This window comes from Streptomyces sp. NPDC056883, from assembly GCF_042788835.1.
Classification (GTDB): domain Bacteria; phylum Actinomycetota; class Actinomycetes; order Streptomycetales; family Streptomycetaceae; genus Streptomyces; species Streptomyces stoeckheimensis.
On the sequence record NZ_JBHUBS010000005.1, the window covers coordinates 304664 to 321397 of the forward strand.

16 protein-coding genes are annotated in these 16734 nt (G+C 70.8%); 11 read left to right on the plus strand and 5 right to left on the minus strand.

Going from position 1 to position 16734, the window contains the following annotated elements; translation table 11 throughout:
• Positions 1 to 12: 12 nt before the first annotated feature.
• The 7 genes from ACFRU2_RS16080 to ACFRU2_RS16110 all read left to right on the plus strand — a co-directional run bounded on the left by ACFRU2_RS16080 (position 13) and on the right by ACFRU2_RS16110 (position 6641).
• Positions 13 to 531 (plus strand): PhzA/PhzB family protein, encoded by a 519-nt coding sequence (locus ACFRU2_RS16080; protein ID WP_382972296.1) that lies wholly within the window; start codon positions 13 to 15, stop codon positions 529 to 531.
• A 53-nt stretch (positions 532 to 584) separates the two neighbouring features.
• Positions 585 to 995, plus strand: coding sequence for a VOC family protein (locus tag ACFRU2_RS16085; RefSeq protein WP_382972298.1), 411 nt, complete (start codon positions 585 to 587; stop codon positions 993 to 995).
• 114 nt (positions 996 to 1109) lie between these two features.
• On the plus strand, positions 1110 to 2129 hold the full coding sequence (locus ACFRU2_RS16090) for a methyltransferase (protein ID WP_382972300.1): 1020 nt from the start codon (positions 1110 to 1112) through the stop codon (positions 2127 to 2129).
• Positions 2130 to 2145: 16 nt separating this feature from the next.
• Positions 2146 to 2631, plus strand: a complete 486-nt coding sequence (locus ACFRU2_RS16095; RefSeq protein WP_382972302.1) for a DUF488 family protein — start codon at positions 2146 to 2148, stop codon at positions 2629 to 2631.
• Between the two features lie 11 nt (positions 2632 to 2642).
• Entirely contained in the window at positions 2643 to 4328 is a 1686-nt protein-coding gene (locus tag ACFRU2_RS16100; protein WP_382972304.1) for an asparaginase domain-containing protein, read from the plus strand.
• 60 nt (positions 4329 to 4388) lie between these two features.
• The gene (locus ACFRU2_RS16105) at positions 4389 to 5240 is read left to right on the plus strand and encodes a PhzF family phenazine biosynthesis protein (protein ID WP_382972306.1); all 852 of its coding nucleotides are present in this window, start codon (positions 4389 to 4391) and stop codon (positions 5238 to 5240) included.
• A gap of 60 nt (positions 5241 to 5300) precedes the next feature.
• Positions 5301 to 6641, plus strand: coding sequence for a replication-associated recombination protein A (locus ACFRU2_RS16110; protein WP_382972572.1), 1341 nt, complete (start codon positions 5301 to 5303; stop codon positions 6639 to 6641).
• A 55-nt stretch (positions 6642 to 6696) separates the two neighbouring features.
• Here the strand turns inward: ACFRU2_RS16110 and ACFRU2_RS16115 are convergent, their stop codons facing one another.
• A complete protein-coding gene (locus ACFRU2_RS16115; protein ID WP_250740922.1) occupies positions 6697 to 7092 on the minus strand; it encodes a RidA family protein in 396 nt (131 codons plus the stop codon).
• Positions 7093 to 7230: 138 nt separating this feature from the next.
• On the opposite strand from ACFRU2_RS16115, the gene ACFRU2_RS16120 reads away from it, so the two are divergent.
• Together ACFRU2_RS16120 and ACFRU2_RS16125 are read left to right on the plus strand one after the other, a co-directional pair.
• A complete protein-coding gene (locus tag ACFRU2_RS16120; protein ID WP_382972308.1) occupies positions 7231 to 8214 on the plus strand; it encodes a helix-turn-helix transcriptional regulator in 984 nt (327 codons plus the stop codon).
• 196 nt (positions 8215 to 8410) lie between these two features.
• Positions 8411 to 9727, plus strand: a complete 1317-nt coding sequence (locus ACFRU2_RS16125) for a M28 family metallopeptidase (protein WP_382972310.1) — start codon at positions 8411 to 8413, stop codon at positions 9725 to 9727.
• A gap of 21 nt (positions 9728 to 9748) precedes the next feature.
• On the opposite strand, the gene ACFRU2_RS16130 is transcribed toward ACFRU2_RS16125, so the two are convergent.
• The 4 genes from ACFRU2_RS16130 to ACFRU2_RS16145 form a co-directional block, all read right to left on the minus strand.
• A complete protein-coding gene (locus tag ACFRU2_RS16130; RefSeq protein ID WP_375948185.1) occupies positions 9749 to 10171 on the minus strand; it encodes a hypothetical protein in 423 nt (140 codons plus the stop codon).
• On the minus strand, positions 10168 to 10371 hold the full coding sequence (locus ACFRU2_RS16135; protein WP_239516343.1) for a ribbon-helix-helix domain-containing protein: 204 nt from the start codon (positions 10369 to 10371) through the stop codon (positions 10168 to 10170). The genes ACFRU2_RS16130 and ACFRU2_RS16135 overlap by 4 nt, the downstream gene beginning before the upstream one ends.
• A gap of 110 nt (positions 10372 to 10481) precedes the next feature.
• Positions 10482 to 11711, minus strand: coding sequence for an outer membrane lipoprotein carrier protein LolA (locus ACFRU2_RS16140; protein WP_382972313.1), 1230 nt, complete (start codon positions 11709 to 11711; stop codon positions 10482 to 10484).
• Positions 11712 to 11965: 254 nt separating this feature from the next.
• On the minus strand, positions 11966 to 12976 hold the full coding sequence (locus ACFRU2_RS16145; RefSeq protein WP_382972315.1) for a polyprenyl synthetase family protein: 1011 nt from the start codon (positions 12974 to 12976) through the stop codon (positions 11966 to 11968).
• 201 nt (positions 12977 to 13177) lie between these two features.
• Between ACFRU2_RS16145 and ACFRU2_RS16150 the strand changes: the two genes are divergently transcribed.
• The gene (locus tag ACFRU2_RS16150; protein ID WP_382972317.1) at positions 13178 to 14695 is read left to right on the plus strand and encodes a peptide MFS transporter; all 1518 of its coding nucleotides are present in this window, start codon (positions 13178 to 13180) and stop codon (positions 14693 to 14695) included.
• 14 nt (positions 14696 to 14709) lie between these two features.
• Entirely contained in the window at positions 14710 to 16716 is a 2007-nt protein-coding gene (locus ACFRU2_RS16155) for a CocE/NonD family hydrolase (RefSeq protein WP_382972319.1), read from the plus strand.
• The last annotated feature ends 18 nt before the right edge of the window (positions 16717 to 16734 follow it).

Below are 16734 nucleotides of genomic sequence, written 5' to 3' on the forward strand. Positions count from 1 at the left end.
GAGGAAATCGAGATGGGAACGAACCACGCTCAGCCCGAGGCGCCCGAGGGGTCCGAGAGGTCCGAGGGGCTCGAAGCCGACCGCGACCTCCGGGCCCGGCACCGCGCCGTCGTGGCCGACTACATGAGCCGCAAGGGCGAGACCCGCAAGACGCGCTACCAGCTCTTCGCCGAGGACGGCAGCGCCGGCCTGTGGACCAGCGACACCGGACAGCCGATCACCTCCCAGGGGCACGAGAAGCTCAAGGCGCACGGCGAGTGGTCGCTGCGCATGTTCCCCGACTGGGAATGGTCGAACGTCCAGATATTCGAGACGCAGGACCCCAACCAGTTCTGGGTCGAGTGCGACGGGGAGGGCCAGATCCTCTACCCGAACTATCCGCCCGGCCACTACCAGAACCACTTCATCCACTCTTTCCTGCTCGAAGACGGAAAGATCAAGCAGAACCGCGAGTTCATGAACCCGCTCCAGCAGCTGCGAGCGCTGGGCCTCGAGGTGCCGAAGGTCAACCGCGGCGGGATCCCCACGTAGGCACCGGCACTCCGTCCGCTCGCTCCCGCCAAAGAGAAGCAAGGAGAAGTCCCGTGGGATCTCAGCTCAACCCCTACCTCGCCTTCGACGGGGATGCCCGCCAGGCGCTGGAGTTCTACCACGACGTCCTCGGCGGAAAGCTGGAGCTGGGGACGTTCGGAGACTTCGGCAATCCCGAGTCGCCGGACGCCGACAAGATCATGCACGCCACGCTCAGCACCGCGGACGGTTTCACGGTGATGGCCTGGGACGTCCCGGAGCGGGTCCCCTTCAACCCGGGCACCAACGTCGCGCTCTACCTCGGCGGCGACGACCCCCGCCTGCGCGACTACTTCGGGAAGCTCTCCGCCGGCGGCACCGTGGTGATGCCCCTCAAGCAGCAGATCTGGGGCGACGAGGCGGGCACGCTCGTCGACAGGTTCGGGATCACTTGGATGTTCAACATCACCCAGGGCCGGTCCTGATCGCACCCCCGGTGTACGGGGCGGGACCGCGCGACGGCTCCGCCCCGTACACCGGGAACCGTTCGCCCTCCGGACGAGGGGGCGAAGTCATGTCACACAGATGGTGAGGGAACCATGACAGTCGACGTGCAGGCCACCCGGAACGTGGTCGACCTGATCACCGGTGGATGGAGGGCGCAGGCGCTCTACACCGCGGTCAAACTCGAACTGCCCGACCACATAGCGGCCGGCCGCGTCTCCGGCGCCGAGCTCGCGAAGGCGACCGGGGCCAACGAGCAGGGCATCCACCGCCTGATGCGCCTCCTGGTGGCCATGGGCGTCTTCGAGGGCAGCGAGTCCACCGGCTACCGCGGTACCCCGGTGAGCGCGGCCCTGCTGGAGGGCCCGCAGTCGCTGCGCGACATGTGCCTGCTGTACGGCGAGGAGTTCTACTCCGCATGGGGCCACGCCCACCACGCCATCAGCACGGAGAGCTCGGGATTCGAGGTCGCCTACGGCCGGCCGCTGTACGACTACCTCGGCAAGGACGCGGCCACCGCCCGGCGGTTCCAGCACACCATGAACGCCGCGAGCATGTTCTTCCACCAGGTGCCCGAGGTCTTCGACTTCGGGGGCAAGACGGTCGTGGACGTGGGTGGCGGCGGCGGGCACCTGCTCGCCACGATCCTCGGCGCCGTGCCGGACGCCCGGGGCGTGCTCTTCGACCTGGAGCACATGATGCCGAAGGCGCGCGAGCACCTGTCCGCCGCCGTCGGCCTGGACCGCGTCGAGCTGGTCGGCGGCAACATGTTCGAGGACGTCCCGGCGGGCGGGGACGTCTACGTCCTCTGCCGCGTGCTGGCCGGTCACGACGACGAAGCCGTCGTCGGCCTCTTCGAGAGCCTGCGCCGGGCCATGGCCGACTCCTCGTCGCGGCTGCTGATCCTCGACCGTTTCGTCGAGGACGAGGACCCCACCGTGCTGCCCGCCCTGTGGGACCTGCACCTCCTGGTGACGACGGGCGGCGAACACCGCACCCTCGACCGGATCACGCGGCTGCTGAACCGGGCCGGCCTGGAGATCGCCGGTGCCGCGGAGCTGCCCAGTGAGACGAGCGCCCTGATCATCGCGCCGCGCACCCCCTCGCACTCCTAGGGAAAGGAGACCCCCGGTGCTCACGTTGGCAACGATCGGCGTCTACGGCTTCGACGCCGATTCCTACCTGCAACGACTTCAACAGGCCGGTGTGCGCCTGGTGCTCGACGTCCGCCAGCGCCGCGGCGTCCGCGGCCCGGACTACGCCTGGGCGAACTCACTGCGGCTGCAGGCGGCCCTCGCCGAGGCCGGGATCGCCTACGAGCACCACCGCGAGCTCGCTCCGACCACCGAGCTGCGCCACCTGCAGTACGCCGAGGACGACCGCCGGGGCGTCGGCAAGCGCTCCCGCCAGGAGCTCGCCGCCGAGTACACCCGTCGCTACACCGCCGAGATCCTCGACCCGGCCGACCTCGACCCGATCGTGGCGCGGCTGCCGGGCGACGGGACCGCCGCACTGTTCTGCGTCGAACGCGACGCGGCGGCCTGCCACCGCTCGCTGGTGGCACGACGCCTGGCCGAGGAGCACCACGTATCGATCGAACACCTGGGGCCGCTGTGATGGACGACGGGATGGACGCCGTGACGGACGAGATGCTTCCGCGCCCCGCGCGGCGACCGCGGATCGCGGTGTTCGCCGGACCGACGGCGACGATCCTGAACACACCGGACCTGGTCACGTCGAACAAGGCACGGGTGCGCCACGGTCTGCCGCTGCTCCCCTCCCGGTTCGACGTCCTGCGTTCGCAGCGGCTCGCGGCGCCCGTGACCTTGTACGTCGAGGCGTTCAGCGCGCACCCGCTCGAACGGGAGTCGGCCGGCCTGTACGCCCCGCCGGACGGCTGGCTCGACAAAGAAGGAACGTTCCACCAGGAGCAGCCGTTCGAGGACGCCACCCCGGTGTACGTCGTCGAACTCGATCCGGCCGACGGCCTCTACCCCCTCCCGTACATGGCCAGGCAGGCGGACGGTTCCGCCTGGGAGGAGACCGCGGCGGCGCCCTTCGCACCGGCGGCGGCCGCCCGGCAGACGTTCTACCCCGATGCCCGGCGCCTGTACGAGGAGATCGACCGGTTCGGGCTCGCCGACCTCGGCGCCCCCGTCGAGCTCGGGTCGCTCGCCGAGTTCGACTTCTTCCGCGCGGCCCCGTCGGGCGGGTACACCTCGGGCCCCGACGCCGAACGCCCCGGCAAGGACTTCTTCGTCTACTACCCGTACCACCTCCAGAGCGAGCCCGGCCTGGCGAACCTGGCCGAGGCGACCAACCAGGTGCAGGCCGTCCTCGACACGGGAGGGTTCACCGGCGTGCAGTGGCTGGAGGGCAGCCCGACCGTCGACGAGACCCTGTACTGGCTCGGCCTGCTCGTCGACACCACGGTGCCGCTCGTCGGGCACGCGGCCCAGCGCCGCCACCAGTCCGCGAGCGCCGACGGCGACCGCAACGTGGTGGACGGCGTGAAGTTCATCGCCTCGGGCGTCGCCCTGGACGACGACGGCGTCGACCGCCTCGGCGCCTGCGTGATCGTCGACGAACTCGTCTACTCGGCCCGCGACGTGACCAAGGTCGACGCCCGGCCCGGGGGGTACGAGGTCACCGGCGGGCACGGAGGAGTGGTCGCCGACATGGGCGGCTACGGTCCCCCGCAGGTCACCTACCTCCCGGCGCGCAGGCACACCCACCGCTCGGAGCTGCGCCTGACCGTGCTCCCCGACCGGGTCTGCGGAGTGACCGGGGCCCTGGACACCGGCGTGACCCTGATCGACGTGGAGACGAAGGACGCCGGCGGGCTCGTGCCCGCCGCCATGCCGCACGTCTCGATCACCAAGTACAGCCGGTACGCGGCCACGGGCGCGGGCTCCGACCATCCGTCCCTCGCCGACGACGAGATCGAGATCCTCGCCCGGATCGACGCCGGCCTCGCGGGCGCACCGCTGACCGGATTCGTCTGTGAGGGCATGTCACCGTTCGGGATGGCCGACCCCGCGAAGAACGCGGCGCTGGGCGTCGCCGTCTTCGCCGGCATGCCGGTGGTCCGTACGGGTCGCGGCAACACCGGGGGCATGGCGTACCGGATGGATCCGGCGTTCATCTCGGGCAACAACCTCACGGCCACCAAGGCGCGCCTGCTGCTCATGGCCGCGCTGCTCAAGTTCGGCGCGCTGCCCCCGGCAGCGGATCCGTTCCACCCGACTCCCGCCGAGTACGCGGCCACGGTGCGGGCGGTCGCCCGGTACCAGGTCCTGTTCGACACCCACTGACACCACCTACTGACACCACCCACTCACACCACCTACTGACACCACCTCTGGACGGAACGCATGGATACGTACGAGTACGTGGTGGCCGACGTCTTCACCAAGGTCCCACTGGAAGGAAATCCGACCGCCGTCTTCCTGGACTCATCCGGCCTCTCCGGCGAGCGGATGCAGCAGATCGCGCAGGAGATGCACCTGTCGGAGACGGTCTTCGTGCTCCCCGCGCAGGACGACGGCGATGTGCGGGTCCGCATCTTCACGCCCGTCAACGAGCTTCCGTTCGCGGGGCATCCGACCCTGGGCACGGCCATCGTGCTCGGCGAGTCGCACGCCTCCAAGGAGCTCCTGATGGAGACCGCCATGGGCACCGTCGCGTTCGAACTCGAGCGTGACGACGACGGCCGGGCCGACGCGGCCGGCATGTGGCAGCCCGTCCCGACGTGGGAGGCCTACGACCGCGCGGACGAACTGCTCGCCGCCCTCGACCTGTCGGTCACCGGCAGCACCCTGCCGGTCGAGGTCTACCACAACGGGCCGCGGCACGTGTTCGTCGGCCTGGACGGCGTGGCCGCGCTCTCCGCCCTGGAGCCGGACCACAGGAGCCTCGCGAGGCTGCCCGACATGGCCGCCAACTGCTTTGCCGGCTCGGGCACCCAGTGGAGACTGCGGATGTTCTCGCCCGCCTACGGCGTGGTGGAGGACGCGGCCACGGGCTCGGCCGCCGGGTCCCTCGCCGTACACTTGGCCCGGCACGGCCTGATCCCCTTCGGGGAGTGGATCAGCATCCGACAGGGGGTCGAGATGGGCCGCCCTTCGACGATGCACGCCCGGGCCATGGGGACGCCGGAGCGGATCGATTCGGTCTACGTGGCGGGATCCGCCGTGGTCGTCGCCCGGGGAACGCTGTTCGCGTGACCGGTCCACAGAGGAAGGCCGCCGCACGTGTCCGATGGTGACGGGTTGTTCGATTTACCGCTGTCCGAAGCCGCCCCTCCGCCCCCGGAGACGGAGGCCGTACGGGCCACCGCGCCGCTGGCGGCGCGGATGCGGCCCCGGACGCTCGCCGAGGTCGTCGGCCAGGCGCACCTGCTGGGTCCCGGCGCGCCGCTGCGGCGGCTGGCGGAGGGGGGCGAGGCCTCGTCCGTACTGCTCTACGGGCCCCCCGGCAGCGGGAAGACCACGATCGCGCGGCTGCTCGCGGCCGTCGACACCCGCCACTTCGTGGCCCTGTCGGCGCTGTCCAGCGGGGTCAAGGAACTGCGCGAGGTGATGGACGGGGCGCGCCTGCGCCGGGACCGCCAGAACCGGCGGACCGTGCTGTTCATCGACGAGGTGCACCGCTTCTCCAAGACCCAGCAGGACGCCCTGCTCGGAGCCGTCGAGGACCGGCTCGTCCTGCTGGTCGCCGCCACCACGGAGAACCCGTCGTTCTCAGTGGTGACGCCGCTGCTCTCGCGGATGCTGGTGCTCCAGCTCCAGTCCCTGGACGAGGAGGACCTCCGCGCGCTGCTGCGGCGGGCGGTGAAGGACGAGCGCGGCCTCGGCGGTTCGGTCGTGCTGTCCCCCGAGGCCGAGGACGCCCTGGTGCGCCTCGCGGCCGGCGATGCCCGCAGCGCGCTGACCGCACTGGAGGCGAGCGCCGACGGAGTGAGCGACACCGGCGGCACGGTGATCGACGTACCGGCCGTGGAACGGGCCGTCACCGAGACCACCGTGCGCTACGACCGCCAGGGCGACCAGCACTACGACGTCATCAGCGCGTTCATCAAGTCGATCCGCGGCTCGGACCCCGACGCCGCGCTGCACTACCTGGCCCGCATGCTCGTGGCCGGGGAGGATCCGCGGTTCATCGCGCGACGGCTGCTGGTGCACGCCAGCGAGGACGTCGGGCTGGCCGATCCCACGGCGCTGCAGGCGGCCGTCGCGGCGGCCCAGACGGTCCAGCTGATCGGCATGCCCGAGGCCCGCCTCGCCCTCGCGCAGGCCACCGTGCACCTGGCCACGGCGCCGAAGTCGAACGCGGTGATCACCGCGATCGACGAGGCCATGTCCGACGTCCGGGCGGGTGCCGTCGGCGAGATCCCCGCCCACCTGCGGTACGGCCGCTACAAGGGCGCCCGGGAGCTGGGCAACGCGATCGGCTACCGGTACCCCCACAAGGCCCCGGACGGGGTCCAGGAGCAGCAGTACCCGCCGGACGGACTCGTGGGGAAGGACTACTACCGCCCCACGCGGCACGGCGGGGAGCACCTCCTGCACGAGCGCCTCGCCAAGCTCCGCCGCGTGATCCGGGGAGACCGGGGAGACCGGGGATAGCCCACTGCCCGTGCCGGTTCGACGGGCGCGGGCAGCGGGGACGGGCACGGTCGCGTTACGCGACGGCGGTGCCCTCGAGCTCGACCAGCTGGCCGGGGATCGCCAGACGCGAGACCCCGAGCATCGTGGTGGTCGGCGCGACCTGGGCGGCGCCCAGACGTCCCGCCAGCACGCCGTAGTGCTGGAAGAGCAGGTCGACGTCGGTCGTGTAGACGTTGAGGCGGACGAGGTTCGCGAGGGTCATGCCGGCCTCGGCGAGCACCGCCTCGATGTTGTCGATGCTCAGCGCCAGCTGCGCCGCCAGGTCACCGTCGTGCTCGGGCTTGCCTTCCTTGCTCATCGCGGTCTGTCCCGAGATGTACAGGGTGCGCGAGTGCCCGGAGACGACCTCGCCCTGGTTGAACCCCATCTCGACCGACCACGACACCGGGTTGACCGCAGTTCGTTCCATGTCGCACAAGCTCCATTCGGATCACGTGAATGTACGGACGCCCATCGGCTCGGCAGCCGCCCAGCTCTGACGTCGTGTAATCGAGCCTTGCAACTAAACACGACACCCTCGGTCAGGTATTTTGATTAAAATTTCTATATGCGCGCCGACCGATTAGTCTCGTTAGTGCTCCTTCTGCGCCAGCGCGGACGGATGACCGCGGACGCCCTGGCACGCGAACTGCGCGTGTCCACCCGTACGGTGCTGCGCGATGTGGAGGCACTGTCCGCGGCGGGCCTGCCGGTCTACGCCGAACGCGGCCGGCACGGCGGTTTCGTGTTGCTGCCCGATTTCCAGACAGCGCTCACCGGCCTGAACCACGACGAGGCGCTCGCCCTGGTGGTCGCCGGATCACGGCGCGGATCACAGCTGTTCGGCCTCGGCTCGGCGCTCGCCTCGGCCATGCTCAAACTGGTCGACGCCCTGCCCGAAGGCCTCCGGGAATCCGCTGCCGGCGCGGCGCAGCGGTTGCTCATCGAACCGGAGACCGACCTCCTCTCGCGCCGGGTGGCCGCGGACGAGGTACCCGACGGCATCGTGGCGGAGATCCGCCACGCCGTGTTCGCCGGACGCAAGCTGAACCTCAGTTACGCGGCCGCGGACCAGGTCCCGAAGTGGCGCACGGTGGACCCGATCGGCCTGGTCACCGTACGCGGGCAGGGCTATCTGCTGGCCACGCGGTACGGCGCGGACCGCACGTACCGGCTGTCCCTGGTGCTGGCCGCCAAGGCGCTCGACGAACCCGCGCAGCGGCCGGACACCGTCGACCTGGACCGGACCTGGCAGGAGCACAACGCGCAGTTGCGGGCCGGGGGCGACCAGGTCACCGTGCTGGTCCGGGTGGACCCGGCGCGGCGGGACCAGGTGGTGGACACCGCGCTGGCCGTCCGCGACGAAGAGGCCCATGCGGACGGCTGGCTGAGGATGAGCGTGGTGTTCCAGGACGCGCGGCACGCCGAATGGGCCCTGTGGCAGCACTCCACGTGCGCGGAGGTCCTGGCCCCGCAGGGACTGCGCACCTCCCTGCACCACCGCGCCGCCACGCTCGCCATCCGGTACGGGGGCGGGCCCGCCCCCCAGTAGGGCGTCGTCCGGTTTTCGAACAGGGTTGACCGGATTACGTTCTTGACGGACAGTCACCCTCTCGCCCAACATCAGGCTCGCACTGACGCACGACGCACTGCCGTACCCACGCAGGAGCGACGGCGCACAGGCACGCTCACCCGCGCCACCCGCACGTTCCGCACACATCCCCAGTACGGAATCCCGGAGCCCCCACATGAGCCTGTCCGTCTCCCGGCGCCTGGCCGCCGTGACCGCCCTCGCGGTCGCCGGTCTGTTCGCCGCCACCGCCCCCGCCGCGCTCGCCTCGCCGACCTCGGTCGCCGCTGCGCCCACGCCGCCCGACATCCCGCTGGCCAACGTCAAGGCACACCTGACGCAGCTGCAGTCCATAGCCACCGCCAACGGCGGCAACCGCGCCCACGGCCGGACCGGCTACAAGGCCTCGATCGACTACGTGAAGGCCAAGCTGGACGCGGCCGGTTTCACGACCACCCTGCAGACCTTCACCTCCAGCGGTGCCACCGGCTACAACCTGATCGCCGACTGGCCGGGCGGCGACCCCAACTCGGTCCTGATGTCCGGCTCGCACCTCGACTCGGTGACCTCGGGCGCGGGCATCAACGACAACGGCTCCGGCAGCGCGGCCGTCCTGGAGACCGCGCTCGCCGTCTCCCGGTCCGGCCTCACGCCCACGAAGCACCTGCGCTTCGGCTGGTGGGGCGCGGAGGAGCTGGGCCTGATCGGCTCGAAGTACTACGTGAACAACCTGCCGGCGGCCGAGAAAGCGAAGCTCTCCGGCTACCTGAACTTCGACATGATCGGCTCGCCGAACCCGGGCTACTTCGTCTACGACGACGACCCGACGATCGAGCAGACCTTCAAGAACTACTACGCGGGCCTCGGCATCCCCACCGAGATCGAGACCGAGGGCGACGGCCGCTCCGACCACGCCCCGTTCAAGAGCGCGGGCATCCCGGTCGGCGGCCTGTTCTCCGGCGCCGACTACACCAAGACGGCGGCCCAGGCGACGAAGTGGGGCGGCACCTCCGGTCAGGCCTTCGACCGCTGCTACCACTCCTCCTGCGACACCACGGCGAACATCAACGACACCGCCCTGGACCGCAACTCCGACGCCATCGCCTACGCGATCTGGAACCTCGGCTTCGCCACCCCGGTCCCGCCGGGCCCGTCCTTCGAGAACACCGCGGACGTGACGATCCCGGACTCCCCCGCCGCCGCGGTGAACTCGCCGATCACGGTCTCGGGCGTCACGGGCAACGCGCCGGCCACCACCAAGGTCGACGTGAACATCGTCCACACCTACATCGGTGACCTGGTGGTCGACCTGGTGGCCCCGGACGGCTCCGTGTACAACCTGCACAACCGCACCGGCGGCAGCGCGGACAACATCGTCAAGTCCGTCACAGTCAACGCCTCCTCCGAGGTCGCCAACGGGGTCTGGAACCTCCGGGTCAAGGACGCGGCCGCACAGGACGTCGGCTACATCAACAGCTGGAAGATCACCTTCTAGCTCGTCGGCCCGACAGCCGGTCTAGTCCCTCGGAGCTCCGGTGTGATCCGCTCGGATCATGCCGGAGCTCTCCTGGATCCGGGCCCGCAGTTCCTCCGCGACCGCCGCGACGTCGGCGTGGCCCAGCTTCGCGGCCTCCACCAGATCGCCGAGTTCCTCCGGCGACGGCAGCTGCTTGGCCCCGGCGACCCGCAGGTACGAGCGGGTGGCGGCGGCGGCGTAGAACTCGTTCATCGGGGATTCCAGCGCCGGGCACACCGCGAGCGTGTGCAGAAACGCCGCGGCCCGCCACGCGGTGTCCGGGGCGGGCTGTTCGGGCACCAGGACGAGGTCGTTCTGGTGCCGGGCCACGGCGGCGGCCACTCCGGAGGGATCCCACACGGCGGGATCGGACGGGAGATGGTGGGCCAGAGCGGTCCAGGCCCACTCCATGGTGATCTTCAATGCCCGAACCGCTCCTGGAAGTAGCCCCAGTGGTCGGCGAACTCCTCGATCCCGGACAGGAAGTTCTTCCGGTCCTCGTCGAGCTCGCGTTCCGTGACTTCGGTGATCAGCGCGGTGACCGTCGTGCCCAGGGCCGCCGCTCGCGCCTTCAGGCGTTCGTGGAACTCTTCTTCCAGGCGGATGGTGACGTGTCTCGACATGCTTTTCACCGTACAGCGGGGCTGCTGTACAGAGGACCGGAACGGCCCAAGGGTGGGCAGGGACACAGTCCCCGCCCACCCTCGGACTTCTACTCCGGCTCCGTGCCCGACTACTTGTTGGCGTCGGCCGCCTTCACCAGCTCGGCCTTGGTGACCGCGCCGACGTAGACCTTGCCGTCGTCCGTGATCAGGGCGTTGACCACGCGGGTCTTCAGGACGCGGCCCTCGCCGAACTTCCCGGAGACCTTCTCCCCGAGCGAGTCGAGGAACTGCGCGGCCCCCTTGGGCGCGTTCTTGTCCTTGGCCGCGTCGTCCATGCCCTTGAGGGTGTTGGTCGCGCCGGTCTCGATCCGGGCGATCGAGGTCCAGCCCTCGCCGAGGACCTTCGGCTCGCCCTGGGCGCCCTCGGTGCCGCCGATCAGGCCGCCCAGGCCCGGGATGGACTCCAGCGCGCCCAGCCCCTTGTCCGCGCCGTCCTTGCCGTCCTTGGCGCCCTTGCCGTGCTCTCCCGCCGCGCCCTCGGTCACCTTGGCGTCCTTGGGCGGGGTGAAGGCGAAGGTGTCGGCGGCGGGCTTGGCGAAGTCGACCTTGGTGAAGCCGGCGTCCACGATCGGCTTGCCGCCGTCGGTGGAGAGCACCTGCACGCGCAGCGGCACGCCGTTCTTCGCGTCCACCGCGATCTTGACCGAGGCGACCGTCGAGCCGGTCCCCTTCGGCTTCAGGACCAGCTGGTAGGCGTCGCGCCCGGCCACCTGGGCCGTGTCGCCGACGCTGACGTCGGTGGTCGTTCCGGCGGCCTTCAGGACCTCCTGGGCGATCTCCTGCGGGGAGGCCGGGAGGCCCTCGGCCTTGTCGCCCTTGTCGCCCTTGTTGGAGGGGTCCTTCTCGTGGAAGACCTCCTTCGACTTGGAGTCGTATCCCCAGACGTCGTCGCCGTTGTGGACGAGGCTGTACTCGTCCTTGCCGTCCACGAAGGTGAGCTTCTGGCGGTCCGGGCCGTCGGCGGCCACCCGGAAGGTCTGGGTGCCGCCGCTCACCAGCCGGCTGAGCTTCTCCTGCGGGTCCGCGGAGCCGCCGGTCACGCCGCCACCGCCGCCCAGCAGGCCGGCCGGCAGGCTCGGCAGTCCCAGGTCCGTGCTGATCTTGGCGCTGCCGGACAGCTGCTGCACGTCCGAGGCCGCGATCTTCTCGATGAGCTGCTGGGCCGTCACCTTCGGAAGGTCCGGTCCACCGGCGTTCGCGAAGGCCGGAACCATCGCGATCGTGCCGGCGACCACACCGAACACCGCGACCGGTACGGCGTACCGAGCAGCCTTGCGGGTCTTTGCGTTCGTTGCCATGTCTGTCTGCCCTACCTCTGTGTGTACGGCGGCGACCTACCCGTCCACGTCCACCCCGCGCCGCCACTCTCACCCGATCTGGTGGGGATGTGTCTCCATCTGACCAAAGAAGGGGGGGTCGGGGCGTCAGCCCCCGGAGCCAACTGTGCGTACGCCCCAGGGATGACATGACGAGGGCCCGGCCTCCCCCACCCGTAGGGGTTGCCGGGCCCTCGCCCTTGTATGCGGTGGGTGCCTTCCGGCTTCCCCCGAGGTCAGCCCGCCCGGTGGACCACGGCGTCGCAGAGCTCCACCAGCGCCGACTTCGCGAAGCAGTCGGGCAGCGGGGCCAGCGTGGCCCGCGCCTCCTCCGCGTACCGCACGGTGTCCTTGCGGGCCTGCTCCAGGGCCGGGTGGACCCGCAGCCGGGCGAGCACCTCGGCGTGCAGCGCGTCGTCCGTCAGATCGCCGTCCAGGAGCCGTACGAGCTCCACGTCCTCGGGGTCGCCGCCCTGGGCCGCCATCTCCCGCAGCCGCAGGACCGGGAGCGTCGGGATGCCCTCGCGCAGGTCGGTGCCGGGGGTCTTGCCGGACTCGTGCGAGTCGGAGGCGATGTCGAGGACGTCGTCGGCGAGCTGGAAGGCGGTGCCGAGCCGCTCGCCGTACTGGGTCAGGATGTCGACGACCGACTCGTCGGCACCGGACATCATCGCGCCGAAGCGGCCGGAGACCGCGATCAGCGAGCCGGTCTTGCCGGCGATGACGTCGAGGTAGTGCTCGACCGGGTCGCGGCCGTCGCGCGGGCCCGCCGTTTCCAGGATCTGGCCCGTCACCAGCCGCTCGAACGCCTCGGCCTGGACCCGTACGGCCTCGGGGCCGAGGTCCGCCAGGATGTGCGAGGCGCGGGCGAACAGGAAGTCACCCGTCAGGACGGCCACGGAGTTGCCCCAGCGGGCGTTGGAGCTCTCCACGCCGCGGCGCACGTCCGCCTCGTCCATGACGTCGTCGTGGTAGAGCGTCGCCAGGTGGGTGAGCTCCACGACCACGGCGGAGGGGACGATCCCGGGCGCGTAGGGATCGCCGAACCGGGAGGCGAGCATCACCAGCAGCGGCCGGAAGCGCTTGCCGCCGGCGCGGACCAGGTGCTGTGCGGCCTCGGTGATGAAGGGGACTTCGCTCTTGGTGGCTTCGAGCAGACCCGCCTCGACGGCGGCCAGTCCGGCCTGGACATCGGTCTCAAGAGCCTGGTCCCGCACGCTCAGTCCGAACGGCCCGACGACGGTCACGAGGGGTACTCCTGTCTGCTGACGATCACCTTGACGATCACACGGATTGTCGATGTGTCGCTGCCATCACTCAAGCCAGCGTATCCGGTCTGTTTTCGATCACCCAGGGCGCCTGTCCGGCCACGGGCACCGTACAGGCCGGGCGGCGCCCTATGCGCCCCGGTATGTTCTAGAGCAGCCGAAACAACCGGAGAATGCGTTTTGTCCAGAACTGCTACCGAAATAGACGAGCCTTCGGACCCGGAGGCCGACCAGCCGCCGCCCGGCGACGACCACGCCTTCCTCGGGCACCCCAGGGGCCTGGCCACGCTCTCCGGACTGGAAGTCTGGGAGCGCTTCTCGTTCCTGGGCATGCAGGCCATCCTCGTCCTCTACTTCGCGGACACGGTGGCCAACGGCGGCCTGGGGATGAACCCGGGCACCGCGGCCTCCGTCTCGGCGGCCTACGGGACCATGGTCTACCTCGTCTCCGTCGCCGGCGGGTGGCTCGCCGACCGGATCCTCGGTTCGTACCGCGCCGTGCTGTGGGGCGGCATCCTGATCGCCTGCGGCCACTACGCCATGGCCGTGCCGACCGCCGCCATGACCTGGGTGGGCCTCGGCCTGATCAGCGCCGGCACCGGCCTGCTGAAGCCGAACGTGGCCAGCATGGTCGGCAAGCTGTACAAGACGGACGACGACCGGCGCGACGCCGGCTTCGCCCTCTACTACATGGGCATCAACATCGGCGCCTTCGCCGGCCCCCTGATCACCGCCTGGCTCGGCGAGCACCAGGGCTGGCACTGGGGGTTCTCGGCCGCCGCGCTCGGCATGACCGCGGGCCTGATCCAGTACGTGGCCGGCCGCCGCCATCTGGCGGGGCGCAAGCACTCCGCCGAGTTCGCGCTGGCGCCCGACGCGATGCGCTCGGCCGTGACGAAGATCATTGCCGGGATCGTGGCCTTCGCCGCGCTCGCCACCCTTTTGGCGGTACTGGGCTGGCTGACGATGGGCCGGTTCGTCGACCTGCTCACCCTGATCTCCGTGATCGCGCCGGTCGTGTACTTCGCGATCATGTTCCGCAGCGACCGGGTCACGGCCGAGGAGCGGGGGCGCCTGCGCCCGTACGTGGTGCTCTTCCTGGCCTCGGTGGCCTTCAACTTCATCCTCTTCCAGGCGTACTCGACGATGATGCTGCTCGCCTCGACGAACGCCCGCACCGAGATCCTCGGCTTCACCTTCCCGGCCGGCTGGTACGCCTCCGCGCTCGGCGCGTTCGAGGTGCTCCTGGCCCCGGTCGTGGCCGCCCTGTGGGTCCGGATGGGCCACCGGCAGCCGCACGCCTCCAACAAGATCGCCATCGGCGTGATCCTGGGCGGCCTGTCCTTCCTCCTGATGGTCATCCCGACCTCGGGGCACTCGGGCGACACCTACAAGATGGCCGCCTGGTGGATCATCGGCTCCTACCTGCTGCTCGGACTCGGCGACGTCCTGCTGGAGACCTCCGGCATGTCGGCCACCACGAAGCTCGCCCCGAAGGCGTTCGCCAGCCAGACGATGGCCCTGTGGTTCCTCTCCCTCGCCCTGGCCAACGGCATCCAGGCGCAGGTGGTCAAGGTCTACGGCCAGGTCTCCAACCCCGCCTACTTCGGCGTCAACGGCGCCATCGCGGTGGCGGTGGGACTCGCGGTGATCGCGGCCGCCCCGTGGCTCAAGCGCACGATGCACCCCGTCCACTGACCGTCGGAGCTTCGATGATCATCCGTACCGACTTCCCCTACGGGACCACCCACGAGGACGTCCGGATCCCGCTGGGGGACGGCACCGAGCTGTACGCCCGCATCTGGCGGCCGGTCACCGACGAGCCCGTCCCGGCGCTGCTGGAGTACCTCCCGTACCGCCTCACCGACTGGACCGCCCCGCGCGACTGGCAGCGCCACCCCTGGTACGCGGGCCACGGCTACGCCTCCGTACGGGTCGACGTGCGCGGCCACGGCAACAGCGGCGGCGACCCGGGCGACGAGTACGACGCGCAGGAACTCGCCGACGGGGTCGCCGTGGTGGAGTGGCTGGCGGCCCAGCCCTGGTGCACGGGGTCGGTGGGCATGTTCGGGATCTCCTGGGGCGGCTTCAACAGCCTGCAGATCGCGGCGCTCGCCCCGGAGCCGCTCAAGGCGGTCGTCACCGTCTGCTCCACGGACGACCGCTTCGACAACGACGTGCACTACATGGGCGGCTCGCTGCTCGCCGTCGACATGCACGCGTGGGCGGCGACCATGCTCGCCTTCGCCTCCCGCCCGCCGGACCCGCTCTACGCGGGCGAGGGCTGGCGCGACCAGTGGCTCTCGCGGCTCGGCGCGGTGGAACCCCTCGTGCACACCTGGCTGTCCCACCAGACCCGCGACGCGTACTGGCGCCACGGCAGCGTCTGCGAGGACTACGGCGCGATCGGTGCGGCCGTCCTCGCCGTCGGCGGCTGGCACGACCCGTACCGCGACACCGTGCTCCGCCTGGTCGCCGCGCTCCCCGCCGACCGGGTCCGCGGCCTGATCGGCCCCTGGTCGCACCAGTACCCCGACCGGGGGCTGCCGCCGGGCCCCGCCATCGGCTTCCTCCAGGAGACCCTGCGCTGGTGGGACCACTGGCTCAAGGGCAAGGACACCGGCGTGATGTCCGAACCCCTGCTCCGCTCCTGGATCTCCGAGTCGCACCCGCCGGCGACCGCCTACCCGACCCTGCCCGGCCGGTGGGTCGGCGACCCGTCCTGGCCCTCGCCGAACGTCGACCCGGTCACGTACGCCTTCCAGGGCGCGCCGGTCGTCGTGGCCTCCCCGCAGCACACGGGCCTGGACGCGGGCCGCTTCTTCCCCTTCGGCAACGACGCCGACCTGCCGCCGGACCAGCGCGAGGAGGACGCGAAGTCGGCCTGCTTCGAGTTCCCGGTGGGTGACGGCTCCGGCCCGGTGGAGATCCTGGGCCGCCCGGTGGTCCGGCTGCGCCTGCGCATGGACGTCCCGTACGGGCAGGTCGTGGCCCGCCTCTGTGACGTGGCCCCGGACGGCTCCTCGACCCTGGTCACCCGCGGCGCGCTCAACCTCTCCGCCCGGCAGGGCCGGGACAAGGCCGTGCCGTGGCCGGTGGGCTCGTACGAGGACGTGGTCTTCGAGCTGAACGGCATCGGCCACTCCTTCCCGCCGGGCCACCGCATCCGCGTCGCCCTGTCCTCCGCCTACTGGCCGTGGATCTGGCCGCGCGCCGGCTCGGAGCACGGCTGGACCCTGGACCCGGCGGGCAGCGCGGTGGAACTCCCGATCCGCGACCCGTCCGCCGACGAGGAGCCGATCCTCTTCGAGGCCCCGGAACAGTCGGAGCCCCTGGGCGTCTCCTACCCGGCGACCCTGGACGCCCCCCGGCCGGAACGCCTGGTCGTACGGGACGTCGCGCGCGGGGTGTGGCGCCTGGAGGTCGACCCGCGCTACGGCGGCACCCGGGTCTACCCGGACGGCCTGGAGTTCAGCGAGGACGCGCTGGAGATCTACGAGATCCAGGAGGCGGACCCCCTGTCCGCCCGGACCCACTCCACCTGGACCGTACGCCTGCACCGGCCGGAGCTGGCCTGGGACGTGTCGGTGGTGACCCGCTCGGAAATCACCTGCGACGAGGGCGGCTTCCTCACCTCGAACGAGGTGGTCTGCCGCGAGGGCAACGAGGTCCTCTTCCACCGCACCTGGGAGCGCCGCCTACCGCGGGCGGCGGTGTAGCCGGCGCGCTGTCCGCCG